Genomic DNA, 16,472 nt, shown 5'->3' with positions numbered 1-16,472 from the left:
CCTATAACACTTTAAAGTACGTACTTTTTATTATGTTAAATATATTCCATAATAGCACTTGTAAGCAAGAAATGAATAAAATGTGCTTTGAAGTGCATTTGAGATTGGTTAGCTGTAATACTATGAGGACATTCATACAAAAGAAAACGATTTGTTGCGTTACAATAATTAATCCAAGACTTAACAGTTGATTAATCGAACTGTAAAGTTTAAAATTACAGTAAGATTTTTAGAAGTGAGTTGTCATCGTCTGTAAAATGTAGTTTCAACAATGTTATAGAAGAAGCATTTTGAAAAGAAATGAATAGTAGAGATAAACGAAACATTACGTGAATTTGATTCTAAACTGTAATTTTTTTTAATACATTTCAATAACCGATATGTAAAATGTACGTTTGATAAAAAACATTAAAGGAGTGAGTTAAATATGGTAATTCTATATACAACAGCAAGCTGTGCTTCATGCCGAAAAGCGAAAGCATGGCTTGAAGAGCATCAAATTGATTATATTGAAAAAAACATCGTATCAAATTCTATGACAGTTGATGAGCTTAAAGCAATTCTGCGTTTAACTGAAGAGGGGGCTAATGAAATTATTTCAACTAGATCCAAAACTTTTCAGGACTTAAATATAAATATTGAGGAGCTTTCGCTTAATGAATTTTATAAATTAATAATCGAGTATCCACTAATGTTGCGTCGCCCAATTATGCTGGATGAGAAAAGATTACAGATTGGTTTTAATGATGAAGAAATTCGCAAGTTTTTACCACGTAGCGTTCGAACATTTTTAAACATTGAACTGCAAAAATTGGCCAATTAATAAGTAATATTTTTTAGAAAAAGTTTTTTGAAAGGAGGAAGCAGAAGATGATTGAAGTATGTGTTACAGTTAATTATAATGATAGAAATTATCAAACAAATGTTATTGTGAGTAAAGATACGATTTGGACAAAAATTAAACAACTGGCAGAAGAACAAGTGAAGAAACAGTGGAGTGTTTAATTTTATTTTCAACTTAAAAAGCTAAATGAAGTTATCGGATATAGGCCAGACCGGATAGAATATAAAGGAATTAATTTTTTATGGTAAGAAGTATTCTATATGTTTTAACGTTCTAACCTATCTGTAATATTTATGGCTACAGTATGTTAATATATGAGAAACAATATTTTTAATCGTAGGAGGAAAACAATGAACAGCGACTTTACCTTGGCCATTCACAGTTTAACTTATTTAGCTTTACAGCCAGGCCGGATGTCAACAAGTAATGCTATTTCAGAAAGTGCAGGTGTACATCCAGTACGTATTCGTAAAGTACTAAGTTTGTTAAAAAAACATAAGTTTATACAATCAAAAGAGGGAACTGGTGGAGGCTTTATTTTCGCTCGCGATTTAGGTGAAGTTAATCTTTGGCATATTTATCAGATAACCTCTGAAGGTGCTTTGCAGCCGAAGTGTCCGGAATCAAACGATCAGTGTGTTGTAGGTTCGAACATGCGAAAAGTTCTTTTTGCTATTTTCTTAGGTGCTGAAGAACATCTAGGTGAATACTTAAAGAATTATACAATGAAAGAAGTTGTTGACCTTATTAATCAAGAGCGTTAAGCGGCTTAATTATTATATAGCCGTGAGTTCTTAACACATAAATGTAATGAAAAATATTACAGTTAAATTTATTTTTTTATGTTGTTTATCGTCACTAAAAATAATTTGTAGGAAGGTGAAAGAGTATGATGTCAAAGCATAATCCTGTTTTAAAAGTAGGCGATTGGGTTCGAGGAATATCAGTAGAGGGTGAATTAATACTTGGTTATATTGAATCATTTGATAATGTAGGGGAAGTAGTTAAGGTTAATGTTGTGAAATGTGACAACAGAGATACAATAAATAAAACAATGTCCTTTTTAAGTAAACATGTAAAAAAACTCCCTGAATCAAAGGCAATAAATAAGGAACAAATTCTTTACCTTATAGACCTTGCATTATTAACAGGAGACGAAGAATGGTTTATCGGACTTTCTTCAAAATTAAACTCGATAAACGAGCTAGTTAATGGGGGAGTTTAATTTTTTAGCTTATACCCTAATCAATAATATCCTTTCTTTTGTTGCATCTTAATAAAAGAGGGGATGGATGTTATGAAAATAAGATTAACAATGGTTAGCATCATATGTCTGTTTATTTTTTTATTACCCTGCATTTCTGCTCAAGCAATTGTAAAAAAGGAAAATGATATAAACAGAAATTTTGGCATAGATTTAACTGGTTATAAACTTTATTCGTTTGGTGAATTTAACCAATTAGATTATAAGATAACACCACTTACTCAGTTGTTTTTAGGAATAGTGCAAACAGAAGGTGAGTGGATTAATGAACCACGATTATATATTAAGGGAAATAAAGGTTATTTTCATCTTTTGAAAGCGGACGGTACGAATGTTCTTTATACCGTTGAAAAGAGCGGGGATTTTTGGAGAATTATAGATGTAAAAAGAAAGAAAATCAGCAGAATAACTGTATCAAAACAGCTTTTAAAAGAAGTAGTAATTGAGCTCTTATTGGAGCCAATAAGTAAAGAGGTTGAAAACTATTATAAGGAACCAAAACTTTGGTATCGAGGTTCTGAAAAAATACTTGAAATAAAAAAAGATACAACAAACTATACTTTTTATGTAACTGTTCAAATTCAAACTTTTGAGGGTGCACACAACCCGCCTTATGGAGAGGACACAATTACTTTTCGCATAAAAGGAAATGATCTAAAAACGATTCATTATAAACATAGAGATATTCCTGAAGAAGAGTCGAACAAACTACAATTAAGATAACATTGAAGTGATTTGTTTGTGCATCCTTGATAATGATAATTATGTAAATGAGCTGTCCATATGGGGCAGCTTTTTTGTTTTTTTACTCAGTGTATCTTTTTAAAATGTATATGAATTCAATATTAATAATATATATCCTAAAATTTGGTTTTTTTATTTTGGAATTTTTTCTTTTTACCTACATTAATTATTTATTAGAATATCTTTTATGTTTAAAATGAAATTTTTTGATAAAGGGGATATAAGTATCTTTATAATGAGTAACCTAGAAAAACAATGTATTATTGTATTTTTTTACTAACTAATTCAGCTTTAAGCGATAAAAACAATGGCTACATGCTAACTGTAAAATATTATCCATATAAAATTATTCACCTTTAATATTTCTGAAAATATAAAAATATTAATTTTATAAATATACACGTTATAATGAGGGCGTCGAGAGAAATTTTATTATCTCTGGAGAAAATATAAAAAATGCGATTACTAGTAAGAAAGGTGTGTGATTAGAGGCGAAATGTATGTAAAGTGCTTCAGTGGCTTGTGTAAGCAATATCATCAGTGCTGCCGAAGTTATTAAAGTAATGTATAGAATTGAGAAAGAAATGCCTCGCAAATTAAGAGAGGCCGGTTTAGCTAAAATTACTGTTAAAAGTAAAAAAAGAGAAACCATTAAAGTAATACACTGTTATTAGAAATGTTGCAACGTATTTATGAAGTCTATTCTATATTGTTCTCTTAAGAGGTCTTTATATAAAGAGCGGATATTACGAGTAAACTTTTTTGTGAACGCTAACAATTATATTAGGACGCTAACTAGCGAATGTTTCAATTTGGATTCATTATGATGAAGGACATACAAAGTGGGGCAACTTGTAAGGAATTCATTTTCCGAAAAGGGAATATTTGTTAGGTGCAAAGAGAGATGTAGGAATAGATACAAGGGGGAGTTATTATATGAACGGGAATACTGCAAAGAAAATAGAAGTTCAAGCTGAAAATACCGCACGAAAAAATGAGCAATATGCAGATCCGAAAAAGTGGCATAAGCAGGATACTACATGGGCACTCAGTCTATTTGGAACTGCAATTGGAGCAGGGGTGCTCTTTTTACCGATTAATGCAGGTTCAGGTGGTTTATTATCTTTACTACTAATTACATTACTTGCATATCCAGTTATGTACTACTCACATAGGGCGCTTGCTAAAATGATATACGCTTCTAATTCTGCTGATGAGGGGATCACAGGTACAATTAGAGAGTATTTCGGAAATAAAGCGAGTATCATTTTTAACATCGTATATTTCAGTTCAATTTATACAATCGTACTAATGTATTCGGTTGCGCTTACAAATACTGCAAGTAGTTTTATCGTGCATCAATTGCACATGCCAGAGCCTCCAAGGGCTATTTTATCACTTGTATTAGTTCTTGGTCTTATCGCTATACTGAATTTTGGTCAAGATATCACTGTAAAGATCATGAGTATGCTAGTGTATCCTTTCATAGCTTCTCTACTGTTTATCGCAATATCTTTAATTCCACAGTGGAATACGTCAATGCTTAGCTTTTCAGCTGTTTCTACTGCTTCAACAGGAACAGGATATTTGGGAACGATACTGTTGATTCTACCAATCATCGTATTCTCATTTAATCATTCACCTATGATTTCATCATTTGTTGTGAAACAGAGAGCTACGTATGGAATCGAAGCCACTGATGCTAAATGTGCGCAAATACAAAAGGTTTGTTATATCATGACATTCGTTGTAGTTATGTTCTTCGTTTGGAGTAGTGCACTGAGCTTAACTCCAGAGGATTTAAAAATGGCAAAAGAGCAAAACTTATCAATCCTTTCATATCTTGCGAATGAACTTAATTCACCTGTAATCACGATTGCAGCTCCAATTATTGCTTTTGTGGCTATTACAAAGTCTTTCCTTGGCCATTATATCGGAGCATTTGAAGTAATGCGTGACATGATTATTAAGTTCGGTAAATCACGTGGAAAAGATATTGAAGAAAAAACAATTAAGACAATCGTCCTTACTTTTGTTGTATTATCATGTTGGTTTGTTGCTTATACAAATCCAAGTATTCTTGGACTTATTGATTCTCTAAGCGGTCCTTTAGTTGCTGCTATCTTATGTCTATTACCGATGTATGCGATTCAAAAAGTGCCAGTACTAGCTAAATACAAAGGGAAAATGAGCAACGTATTTGTTATTATTGTAGGTGTACTTACTGTCTTAGCAAGTATTAAGTCATTATTCTAATTCACTATTATTGGTATTAGTGTAAAAATAGTTAACATGAAAAACTTTTTGGACAAACTTCTCACATTGGAGAGTTTGTCCTTTTTTAGTCATTCTATCAACTTGCCGACAAACAAGCCACCTTCCAGGCAGAAGGTGGCTTGTTTCGGTATTAATTTATTTTAACTATTCATGTCTGAATGGCCCTTTTGGAGCAATTAGCTCTAAATTAGTACCATCTGGATCGGGGAAGTAGGCAACTCCTGTACCAAATCCAGATTTCTAGCCGTCTTCTTGAAAGATAATTGGTTCGTCATATGGTGCTATCCTATGCCCATCAAGCTAACAAAATGGATTGCCTCTGAAACAAAAAATGATTTTTATTACTATAAAAAACGTAAAGTATCTGTTTTTAGAAAAAATTAATTTTTATAAATTGATGGAGATATAACTCAATTCTTTTATATATTTAGTTAAATATGATTGTCAGAATGAACTTAAAGTAATTATGATTTCTAGAAATACGAACTGATGTTTTGAATTGGTTTAAAGTTGCTGGAACAAAATAAAACCAATTGAGCAAAAAAACTTGCAAAAATAAAAAGAGAGATGTATATTAATTGATGTATCAATAATTGATACATCAATTAATATTTTGACAAGAAAGAAAAGGAACATTTTATGAAGGAAATGTTCGTAAATATCAGTGGAGAAGAACGCAAAATACTTATTCATGTTCTATTACAGATACAAAAAAATGTAGAGAATATTAAAGAATAGAGAGTGTAGGGGGCAGAATAGTGTGGAAATAATCGCAGCTATTTTAGTCGGGATCGTAGCATTAGAACATTTGTTTATCATGATCCTTGAAATGTTTTTTATTGATTCAAAAGTAGCGAAACGTGCTTTCAAATTACCGAAGCATTTAGAAGGAGATCGAAACGTAGCCATTATGTTTGCAAACCAAGGTTTATATAATGGATTTTTAGCGGCTGGTCTCATTTGGGGACTTGTACTTGGGCTCAATCCAATTGGTTATATGGTCCAATTATTTTTCGTGATTTGTGTGGTGATAGCAGCTATTTTCGGAGGTTTCACATCTAATAAATCAATTATTGTGAAACAAGGACTTCCAGCTGTTTTAGCACTAGTTGCTCTTTTATGTATGATATAGAATCAAAGTTTCTCAATAAAAGAACTCATTTTTGAAAAAATACGCTATTCTTTCTTTAGAATTATAGGAAAGGATAGCGTTTTTGTATGTCTATTTCTATATGTAGTGAATTACAACTATTCCTTCAAGGGATTCAACTGCTTTTCAGCTTTTGGATATATTTTCATCCATCTTTGTTTCCTCCTATTGTTGGATAGTGTAATAATTGATAAAAATTTTGATGAAATTGGATTATAATGATTGATCAAAAAAGCTAGTGATTAAAAATATTATTCTTTAGTACATACATTTTTAAGATGTTAAATATATTTCATAATAGTCTCTGTAAGATAAGGGTAACTAGAATAGTACTTTTTATAACTTTGAATATCATTCATAATAGCACCAGTAAGAAGAAAACAAGCTTTACGGTACTAGTCACCAAAGATGTTACAGTAGTTTATTTAGAATCAGATTGATTGAAAGGTTGTACTATATGGCCTAATAATTTCGAAAAAATGTCGGTGTGGCATAAAACAATTATGGAGGTTAAAGATATGAGTACTTCAAATTTGAATGAAATAAGTAAACGAATTTTAATAGAGGAGGAAACACTTCAATTTTCCTCTTTTACAAATGAAGATGCACTGCAACTAGGTTTATTTATCATTGAAACAGCGAAGAAAGAGGGGAAATTGATTGCTGTTGATATAACGAAAAACGGTGTGCAATTGTTTCATTTCAAAATGACAGGGACAAATGAGGAAAATACGAAATGGATTGAGCGTAAAAAACGAGTCGTTTCTCTGCATGATCATAGCTCGTATTATATGCAGATACAAAGTGAAATAACTGGAATCTCATATAATGAAAAATATCTTTTAGATACTTCGGAATATGCTGCGTTTGGTGGCTGCTTTCCTATCAGAATAAAAGACGTAGGGGTTATTGGAATGATAACAGTTTCGGGATTACCACCAGAAGAAGATCACGAATTGGTTATAAGAGCAGTTAAGAATCATCTGAAGCAATAATAAAAAGGCCAAAACGAACAAGAATATGTTCATTTTGGCCTTTTTATTATTCATTTCATGTAATGAACATAGATCTAATCTTTTTCTAATAAATACATGAGTACTAAAAGATATTAGGGAATGAAGAATCTTTAATCCGAGACACTTTTCTTGACGATGATAATTTATGTAGTTAATATGAAAGATATAAAATAACTTAATTACTTTTAATAATTAAATTATTTTATATAAGTTATAGTAATTAAGTAGTATGTGGTAAAAATGCTTTGAATTGCCACTATTAATATTGGGGACAATGAGAAAGCGACAAATATAAAAAATTTGAAGTTAAGAAGCAAGAGTGAATCAACAATGATAGTAGCTTCTGTACAATGCATTTTTACTATAGTGACAATGACTATACATCACGAGGGGGACTGAACTTGGAATCAATGACCTTTGTTTTATTTGGAGCGACAGGGGACTTAGCAAAACGCAAAATTTACCCCGCGCTATATAACTTATATAGAGATCAAAAGCTTCCAAAGCAAATATCTGTTATCGGGCTTGGAAGACGTGAAGTGTCTCATATAGATTTTCAAAAAAGAATAAAAGAATCAATAGAGACGTTTTCTCGTCAGAGGGAAGAAGGTACTCCGGAACTCGAAGGTTTTTTAGATAATTTTCGCTATTGTCCATTAGATGTGAGTAAACCGGAAGACTATGAGAGGTTATTACAAGTCGTTCGTGAAAGGGAAGAGGAACTACATATAAAAGGTAATAGAATGTTCTATCTTTCAGTTGCTCCTGAATTTTTCGAGACCATTGCTTTAAATATTAAGGAAAGCGGACTTGATAAAACAGATGGATGGAAACGCCTGATGATTGAGAAACCGTTTGGGCACGACCTTACATCTGCTCGTGAGCTTAATGATAAGCTTAGTCGCACGTTTGAAGAAGACGAGATATACCGTATTGATCACTATTTAGGTAAACCGATGATTCAAAACCTTGAAGCACTAGAATTTGCAAATCCTGTTCTCCAATCGATTTGGAACAAAGAACATATAGCAAATGTACAAATTACAGCTAGTGAAACAGTTGGGGTTGAAGAAAGAGCCGGATATTATGATCATGCAGGAGCCATTCGAGATATGGTTCAAAATCATATGTTACAAATATTAATGATGACTGCTATGAATCTGCCGGAAAAGGTTAATGCGTGTGAAATTCGAGAGGAAAAACGAAAAGTAATGGAGACGCTTCGTAAAGTGAAAAAAGAAGACGTTCAAAGCCATATCATTCGCGGTCAATACTCTTCAGGAGAGATAAAAGGCGGGCAAGTTGTAGCGTATAAAGAGGAGCCAGGAGTAAATCCTTCTTCTAACATAGACACATTTGTTGCTGCTCGTTTGTGGATCGATAATCCATTTTGGACTGGCGTTCCATTTTATATACGAACAGGAAAACGAATGAAAGAAAAGTCCACTCGTATTGTAATCGAGTTTAAAAATACGTTAAAACAGCAATATCAAGATAATAATCCAAATGCAGCACCTAACTTATTAATAATTGAAATTAGCCCAGGTGAGAATGTTTCATTACAGTTAAATAGTAAAAATCCATTGAAAAATGGAGAGATTGAACCGATGCGTATTAACTTTACTTGCGAGCAAGTGGATGTGGGAGTACCTGAAGCGTATGAAAGACTCATTCATGATGCGGTGAGTGGAGACGCTACATTCTTTGCACATTGGAGAGAAGTTGAATTGTCATGGGAATGGGTACAACCAATTCTTGAAGCGTTCGAGGAAAACTTATTACCGCTTCATGAATATGAGTCTGGTTCATATGGTCCAGAAGCGTCTAATGAACTGTTGCAAGAAAGTGGATTTAAATGGTGGTTAGATCAAGAGACGGAAAAATAAGTACTTTCTTTCATGAAAGCATTTAGGGGGACGATTACTATGGCACAAAACATAAATCAATTAGCAGTGAATACACTTCGTACGTTATCGATTGATGCTATTAATGCGGCAAACTCAGGTCATCCAGGTCTTCCGATGGGAGCAGCACCAATGGCTTATGCATTATGGGCGAATCATTTAAATTACAATCCTAATCACCCAGAATGGTTTAACCGTGATCGTTTCGTTTTATCGGCAGGACATGGATCTAGTCTGTTATATAGCCTACTTCATTTAGCTGGATATGACGTTTCAATTGATGACTTGAAAAACTTCAGAAAGTTAAATAGTAAAACACCAGGACATCCTGAGTTTGGTCATACTCCTGGAGTTGAAGCGACTACAGGCCCGTTAGGACAAGGGATTGCTAATGCTGTCGGAATGGCAATGGCAGAAGCTCATTTAGCAGCGAAGTTTAATAAGGATGGTCACTCTATTATAGATCACAATACGTATGCTTTAGTCGGAGATGGTGACTTAATGGAGGGTGTCGCTTATGAAGCGATGTCAATGGCAGGACATATGAAACTTGGCAAGTTAATTGTACTGTATGATTCAAATGAAATTTCACTTGATGGTGAATTAGGCATTGCTTTCTCTGAAGATATTCAGAAAAGGGCAGAATCTGTACATTGGCAATATGTAAGAGTTGAAGATGGAACCGATGTCGATGCTATTACAAAAGCCATTACATTAGCGAAAGAAAATACGGATCAACCTACTCTTATAGAAATTAGAACCATTATAGGTTATGGAAGTCCAAAAGTTGCTGGAACGAATAAAGCACATGGTAATCCGCTTGGAGTAGAAGAAGCGACAGCGACAAAACAAGTGTATGGTTGGCACTATGAGGAAGACTTCTTTGTGCCTGAAGAAGTAACAGCTCATTTTAATGAACTGAAACAAAAAGGTATTGAAAAAGAGAACGAATGGAATGAGCAATTTAACGTATACAGAGAGTCAAACCCTGCACTAGCAGATGAATTAGAAAAAGCGATTACAGGTGAGGTTTTAATTGAAGCGAAAGACATTCTATCTTTTGATACTGAAAAAACAATTTCCACTCGTGTTGCAAGTGGGGAAGCTATTAATCATTATGTGAAATCGATTCCTTCTATTTTCGGTGGAAGTGCGGATCTTTCTCATTCTACGATGACAGATATAAAAGGTGAAGCAGTATATGCAGTAGAATCATATGCTGGACGAAATATATACTTCGGTGTACGTGAACATGCAATGGGCGCGGCAGCGAATGGACTGGCTCTCCATGGAGGAGTAAAACCTTTCGTAAGTACATTCTTTGTATTTAATGATTACCTTCGTCCATCGATTCGACTGGCTACACTGCAAAAGTTACCTGTTACTTACGTATTTACACATGATTCGATTGCTGTAGGAGAAGATGGTCCAACGCATGAACCAATTGAACAATTGGCAGCGCTTCGAGCAATTCCTGGTCTAACAGTTATCCGTCCGTCAGATGCAAATGAAACAGCAAGTGCTTGGGCGTATGCTTTACAGCAAACGGATGGTCCAGTCGTTTTAGTACTGAGCCGTCAAAATTTACCGGTGTTTAATGAAACGAAAGCGAACATAGAGAATCTCTCTAAAGGAGCTTACGTATTAACACAAACAAATGAAAATCCGGATGTAATTTTAATTGCGACAGGTTCTGAAGTTTCTTTAGCTGCTAGTGCGAAAGCAAAATTAGAAGAAGATCAAGTTTCTGTTCGCATCGTTGCAATGCCGAGCTGGGAGCTATTCGATTACCAATCGAACGAATATAAAGAATCCGTTCTTCCGTCTTCTATAACGAAACGAGTATCTCTTGAAATGGGTGTATCTCTCGGTTGGGAACGTTATGTAGGACAAGGAGGAAAAGTACTATCAATTGAAACATTTGGAGCTTCAGGTACTGGAGCTGAAGTCATGAATCTATTTGGATTTACGACAGAAAATGTTGTTCAAATTACAAAAAATGTGTTGAATTCTTAAGCTATGACTGTGAATACCTTTCTGTACATATTAACATTTCAGTGCTGAAAGGTATTCCAGATTGTAGTGATATGGATTTTTAATAAAAGATGATTTGAGGAGGAATTATATTATGCAAGTAGGATTAATTGGGTTAGGTAAAATGGGATTAAATTTAGGGAAAAATTTAATGGATCATAAACATGAAGTAGTAGCATTTGATTTAAATACGAGCGCAGTAGAAGAAATGAAAGAGTACGGGGCAACAGGTACATCTAGTTTAAGTGAACTTGTTCAGTCATTACAATCACCAAGAATTCTTTGGGTAATGGTACCACACGCTGTTGTTGATTCTGTTATTGATGAGGTTACACCACTTTTATCAAAAGGAGATATTTTAATTGAAGCTGGTAATTCACATTATAAAGAGTCTATCCGCCGATATGAGCAATTAAAGAAAGATGGCATTCACTTTATGGATGCAGGAACTTCTGGTGGAATGGAAGGCGCTCGCAATGGTGCTTGTTACATGATCGGAGGAGATCAAGAAGCTTGGGACATCGTTGAACCTATCTTCCGCGATACAGCTGTAGAAAATGGGTACTTATATGCTGGAAAAGCTGGTAGTGGTCACTTTTTAAAAATGATTCACAACGGAATTGAATACGGTATGATGGCTGCTATTGGTGAAGGATTTGAGGTTTTAGAAAAAAGTGAATTTGACTACGATTATGAAAAAGTATCAAGAGTATGGAACAACGGTTCAGTAATCCGCTCTTGGTTAATGGAATTAACTGAAAATGCATTTTCTAAAGATGCAAAACTGGATGAAATTAAAGGCGTTATGCATTCTTCTGGTGAAGGGAAATGGACAGTAGAAACAGCATTAGACCTTCAAACAGCAACTCCTGTTATTGCGATGTCTCTATTAATGCGCTACCGCTCATTAGACAATGATACATTTACAGGAAAAGTTGTAGCAGCTCTGCGCAATGAATTTGGCGGACATGCAGTAGAAAAGAAATAAAGTGAAACTTTAATCAGTGGGGGCTTCATCCCACACCAATCGGGCTTTTACGGGATAATCATATTAAACATGTAACTCATCAACGTATAAAAACTGGAGGGAATTGATCATGAAATTTTTTATTGATACTGCAAATCTTGAGGACATAAAAAAAGCATATAAACTTGGAGTTTTAGCTGGTGTTACAACGAATCCTTCTTTAGTAGCAAAAGAGGGCGTTAAGTTTGAAGACCGTATCGCAGAAATTTGTCAGACAGTACCTAAAGTTGAGTCTGTATCGGCAGAGGTAACTCCAGATGCTGTTACGGCAGAAGAAATGATTGCTCAAGCAGAAGAATTAATTAAAATTAACGATGGCGATAAAAATGTCACGATAAAACTTCCAATGACGCTAGCAGGATTAGAAGCTTGTCGCTACCTTACTGAAAAAGGTGTGAAAACGAACGTTACACTTATTTTCACTGTGAACCAAGCACTTTTAGCTGCTCGAGCAGGTGCAACGTACGTTTCTCCATTTTTAGGACGCTTAGATGATATTTCTGAAGATGGCGTATTATTAGTTGCTAAAATTGCTGAATTATTCGATGTTCATCAACTAGATACACAAATTATTGCGGCTTCTGTTAGACATCCAGATCATGTAACTCGTGTAGCGATGGCAGGTGCTCACATTGCAACAATTCCTTATAAAGTAATTGAACAACTTGCTATGCACCCATTAACAGACCAAGGTATTGAGAAATTTGCTGCTGATTGGGCGAAAGCGCCTAAATTATAATGAAGTGAAATGTTCACTAATTGCTTTTTTACGAGAGGGTCAATCTCTATGTGACTTCATCCTATAAACTTAATCTTGATTTTGACATCTTATTACGTGAAAACAGCAATATCATATAGAAACGATTCATTTTCAAATTAGTACAATAGATATGAAAAGGCCCCCTTATGAGAGTAAAGTTAGTTAGCACGTAATTCTCATAAGGGAGAGTCTTTTTTCGTATAAACCATGGTGCTCCCAAGTATGTATGCATAATTAGTAAAGAATTGAGAGTGTTCTTTTTTAATGGTATATTCTGAAAGGGGTTACATAGTGAGATCGAAATATATGATCGGTGTAGATATTGGGACAACTAGTACAAAATCGGTTTTGTTTTCAATTGATGGATCTGTTATTGCAAGTCATGGAATTGAATATCCTTTATATTCTCCTACGCCTGAAATAGCAGAACAAGATCCAGAAGAAATCTTTCAAGCGGTGATACATACGATTAAAGAAGTTGTGCAATCAAGTAATATACAAGCGGTTGATATTCTCTGTGTTTCTTTCAGTTCGGCAATGCATAGCGTTATCGCTGTAGACGAAGATGGAAATCCGTTAACGAAATGTATCACGTGGGCAGATAATAGAAGTGCAAGCTGGGCGGAGAAAATAAAGAATGATATGAATGGTCATGAAATTTATTTACGTACTGGGACACCTATTCATCCGATGTCACCACTTTCGAAATTAGTTTGGTTACAGAATGAGCGGGTAGAATTGTTCGCAAGAAGTTATAAATTCATTTCTATTAAAGAATATGTTTTCTACAAGTTATATAAAGAATATGTAATTGATCATTCTATAGCATCAGCGACAGGGATGTTTAATTTGAAATCTTTAAAATGGGATGAAGAGGCTTTACATGTTGCGGGAATTACAGATGACAAGCTTTCTAAACTTGTTCCAACAACGCACAGTTTAACAGGATTAGATGAAGAGCTTGCCAAAGAGATGAATGTACTTGTTTCTACGCCTTTTGTAGTAGGAGCGAGTGATGGAGTACTATCTAATTTAGGTGTAAATGCGATAGACCCTGGCGTTGTGGCTGTTACAATTGGTACAAGCGGTGCGATACGTGCTGTAACAAATCGTCCTGTAACAGATCCAAAAGGTAGAATTTTTTGTTATGCGTTAACTGAAGACCATTGGGTAATCGGTGGTCCAGTTAATAACGGTGGTATGATTTTCAGATGGGCTCGTGACCAATTGGGCACTTCAGAGATTGAACTTGCGAAGCGTTTAGGAAAAGATTCATATGAAGTACTTACTGAAATAGCAGCAAATGTGAATCCTGGATCTGACGGTTTATTGTTTCATCCGTATTTAGCAGGGGAAAGAGCTCCTTTATGGAATGCAAATGCACGGGGATCTTTCTTTGGACTCGGATTGCATCATAAGAAAGAACATCTTATCCGTGCTGTTTTAGAAGGAGTAATTTATAATTTATATACCGTTCTTCTCGCTTTAAAAGAGCTAATTGGCGAACCAAAAAAAATTCAAGCGACAGGCGGTTTTGCAAGATCGGAACTTTGGAGACAGATGCTGGCAGATATTTTCCATCAAGACGTATATGTTCCTGAAAGTTTCGAAAGCTCTTGCTTAGGTGCTGCAATCCTCGGTTTATATAGTTTAGGTGAAATAGATACATTATGCGTAGTTTCTGAAATGGTAGGGGCAGATTTTCATCATGGGCCAAACATGGAAAGTGTGGAAAAATATAAAGATTTAACACCAATCTATATTCGTCTGTCTCGTCAATTGGAAGAAGAATATGAAAGTATAGCAGCGTACCAAAAAAAGTGGGTTTAAAAGCTATTTATCAAGAAAATATGGTAACGTATAAAGAGGTACTCCGATTTTTTAGGATACTCTTTCAACATAAAATATTTTAAGAAGTATGATGAACGAAAAATATAGGGAGAGAGGGTTATAAAAATGAAGGATAACAAAGAGTTTATTGGATATGTTGGAACTTACACAAAAGAAAATAGTGAAGGAATATATAAGATTACTTTAGACACAGAAGCAAAAAAAATTAGTAATGTAACACTTGCCGCTAAGCTGGATAACCCTACATATGTAACGATTAACCGAAATAATGAGTATCTCTATTCCGTTGTTAAGGAAGGAGAATCTGGTGGTGTAGCTGCCTATTCAATTGATAGTAAAACTGGAGAGTTAAAGGCAGAAAACAGACAAGTAGTAGAAGGGGCTTCTCCTTGTCATGTGAGCGTTGATAGTGGGAATCATACGGTAGTTACAGCAAATTACCATAAAGGAACGATTGAGTCTTTTGAAATAAATGAAGAAAATGGAACTGTAAATCCTGCTTCATCTATTATGGCGCATGAAGGTTCAGGTCCAAATAAAGAGAGACAAGAAAAACCACATGCACATTACGCGGGATATACTCCTGATGAAAAATATGTGATAGGTGTTGATTTAGGAATTGATAAGTTAATTACGTATGAAATAAAAGATAGTACATTAACAGAAGTGAATAGTTTATCTGTAAATCCAGGGAGTGGTCCAAGACACATTACTTTTCATCCAAATGGAAAATACGCTTATGTAATGACGGAGCTTAGTTCAGAGGTTATTGCGCTAACATATAACTCGGAAGAAGGATCCTTTACAGAAGTACAGTATATTTCTACTCTTCCAGAACACTTTGATGAAAATAGTCAAGGAAGTGCTATCCATATTTCTTCTGACGGCCGTTTTGTATATGCAGGTAATCGTGGTCATAATAGTATCGCTATTTATAGCGTAGATCAAAATTCAGGTCAGCTTACATTTGTTGAACATACATCTACAGAAGGAAATTGGCCGAGGGACTTTGTATTAGATCCCACTGAAAAGTTTCTTGTTGCTACAAATGAAAAGTCACATAATCTTGTGCTATTTTCAAGAGATGAATCTACAGGAAAGTTAACACTTTTACAATCTGATGTTGCTGTGCCAGAGCCTGTTTGTGTGAAGTTTTTAAATGTTTAAGTTGTGTTCGATATAATTTCATATACTCAGAAAACAATAAAAAGCAAAGCGATATCGCTTTGCTTTTTATTGTTTCTTTTTCGGTCTACGTACTAATTCGCCGCCGCAGTTTGGACAAACGTTGTGTCTTTCTTCTGTACATGGTGCGCAAAATGTACATTCATATACACAAATGTATGCTTCAGAATCTTGTTCGAGCGATTGATCGCAAATTTGACAGTTTGTTTTCATTTGTAGTGCCATAATAAGTCTCCTTTTAGTTAGAAAATTTATAATTTAATTATAATTCATTAAATAAAAATAGTCCTTTTCAATTGAAAGGAAATCGAATGATAAAGTTATGAATTGAAACGAAAGATGCCGGTTTATTTTAAAATTGATTATTTATTACAGTTGGAATATTATGAAATAGTCAAAAGACAACAGGGGGTATA

At 34.4% G+C, this 16,472-nt stretch carries 15 protein-coding genes and 1 pseudogene; 14 read left to right on the top strand and 2 right to left on the bottom strand.

The window, feature by feature from the left end:
• Positions 1–427 precede the first annotated feature (427 nt).
• From spxA to MR160_RS23680, 6 genes are all read left to right on the top strand, one after another.
• Positions 428–823, top strand: coding sequence for a transcriptional regulator SpxA (spxA, locus tag MR160_RS23705; RefSeq protein WP_000236187.1), 396 nt, complete (start codon positions 428–430; stop codon positions 821–823).
• Positions 824–870: 47 nt separating this feature from the next.
• Positions 871–1,005: a BA3454 family stress response protein gene (locus MR160_RS23700; RefSeq protein ID WP_000573532.1), complete on the top strand. Its 135-nt coding sequence runs from the start codon at positions 871–873 to the stop codon at positions 1,003–1,005.
• A gap of 189 nt (positions 1,006–1,194) precedes the next feature.
• Positions 1,195–1,608, top strand: a complete 414-nt coding sequence (gene saiR / locus MR160_RS23695) for an Rrf2-family transcriptional regulator SaiR (RefSeq protein WP_098900343.1) — start codon at positions 1,195–1,197, stop codon at positions 1,606–1,608.
• 128 nt (positions 1,609–1,736) lie between these two features.
• Positions 1,737–2,069: an IDEAL domain-containing protein gene (locus tag MR160_RS23690; protein ID WP_033669682.1), complete on the top strand. Its 333-nt coding sequence runs from the start codon at positions 1,737–1,739 to the stop codon at positions 2,067–2,069.
• 72 nt (positions 2,070–2,141) lie between these two features.
• Positions 2,142–2,831: a DUF3888 domain-containing protein gene (locus MR160_RS23685; protein WP_000702349.1), complete on the top strand. Its 690-nt coding sequence runs from the start codon at positions 2,142–2,144 to the stop codon at positions 2,829–2,831.
• A gap of 957 nt (positions 2,832–3,788) precedes the next feature.
• Positions 3,789–5,108 (top strand): aromatic amino acid transport family protein, encoded by a 1,320-nt coding sequence (locus tag MR160_RS23680; protein WP_242298131.1) that lies wholly within the window; start codon positions 3,789–3,791, stop codon positions 5,106–5,108.
• Positions 5,109–5,273: 165 nt separating this feature from the next.
• Here MR160_RS23680 and MR160_RS23675 read toward each other — a convergent pair.
• A pseudogene (locus MR160_RS23675) lies at positions 5,274–5,402 on the bottom strand (VOC family protein); the annotation flags it as partial.
• Positions 5,403–5,889: 487 nt separating this feature from the next.
• On the opposite strand from MR160_RS23675, the gene MR160_RS23670 reads away from it, so the two are divergent.
• The 8 genes from MR160_RS23670 to MR160_RS23635 all read left to right on the top strand — a co-directional run bounded on the left by MR160_RS23670 (position 5,890) and on the right by MR160_RS23635 (position 16,038).
• The gene (locus tag MR160_RS23670; RefSeq protein WP_000402472.1) at positions 5,890–6,261 is read left to right on the top strand and encodes a DUF1304 domain-containing protein; all 372 of its coding nucleotides are present in this window, start codon (positions 5,890–5,892) and stop codon (positions 6,259–6,261) included.
• Positions 6,262–6,758: 497 nt separating this feature from the next.
• Entirely contained in the window at positions 6,759–7,274 is a 516-nt protein-coding gene (locus MR160_RS23665) for a heme-degrading domain-containing protein (protein ID WP_127726080.1), read from the top strand.
• 422 nt (positions 7,275–7,696) lie between these two features.
• Positions 7,697–9,181, top strand: a complete 1,485-nt coding sequence (zwf, locus tag MR160_RS23660) for a glucose-6-phosphate dehydrogenase (protein ID WP_000445329.1) — start codon at positions 7,697–7,699, stop codon at positions 9,179–9,181.
• A 39-nt stretch (positions 9,182–9,220) separates the two neighbouring features.
• A complete protein-coding gene (gene tkt, locus MR160_RS23655) occupies positions 9,221–11,215 on the top strand; it encodes a transketolase (RefSeq protein ID WP_086397787.1) in 1,995 nt (664 codons plus the stop codon).
• Positions 11,216–11,327: 112 nt separating this feature from the next.
• A complete protein-coding gene (gene gnd / locus MR160_RS23650; protein WP_001195926.1) occupies positions 11,328–12,221 on the top strand; it encodes a phosphogluconate dehydrogenase (NAD(+)-dependent, decarboxylating) in 894 nt (297 codons plus the stop codon).
• Between the two features lie 109 nt (positions 12,222–12,330).
• Positions 12,331–12,999 carry a fructose-6-phosphate aldolase gene (gene fsa / locus MR160_RS23645; RefSeq protein WP_000667694.1) on the top strand — a complete coding sequence of 223 codons (669 nt, stop codon included), beginning with the start codon at positions 12,331–12,333 and terminating at the stop codon, positions 12,997–12,999.
• A gap of 327 nt (positions 13,000–13,326) precedes the next feature.
• Complete coding sequence (gene gntK / locus MR160_RS23640) at positions 13,327–14,850, top strand: gluconokinase (protein ID WP_242298132.1); 1,524 nt, start codon at positions 13,327–13,329, stop codon at positions 14,848–14,850.
• A gap of 126 nt (positions 14,851–14,976) precedes the next feature.
• Positions 14,977–16,038 carry a lactonase family protein gene (locus MR160_RS23635; RefSeq protein ID WP_000654322.1) on the top strand — a complete coding sequence of 354 codons (1,062 nt, stop codon included), beginning with the start codon at positions 14,977–14,979 and terminating at the stop codon, positions 16,036–16,038.
• Between the two features lie 66 nt (positions 16,039–16,104).
• Here MR160_RS23635 and MR160_RS23630 read toward each other — a convergent pair whose 3' ends face one another.
• Positions 16,105–16,281, bottom strand: coding sequence for a DUF1272 domain-containing protein (locus tag MR160_RS23630; protein ID WP_001207874.1), 177 nt, complete (start codon positions 16,279–16,281; stop codon positions 16,105–16,107).
• Positions 16,282–16,472: the final 191 nt, after the last annotated feature.

Origin of the sequence: Bacillus cereus group sp. BfR-BA-01382 (assembly GCF_022663475.1) — a bacterium.
Taxonomy (GTDB): Bacteria; Bacillota; Bacilli; order Bacillales; family Bacillaceae_G; genus Bacillus_A; species Bacillus_A thuringiensis_S.
Note: the sequence above shows the minus strand (reverse complement) of the source record. Positions and strands in the feature narration are given on the sequence as shown.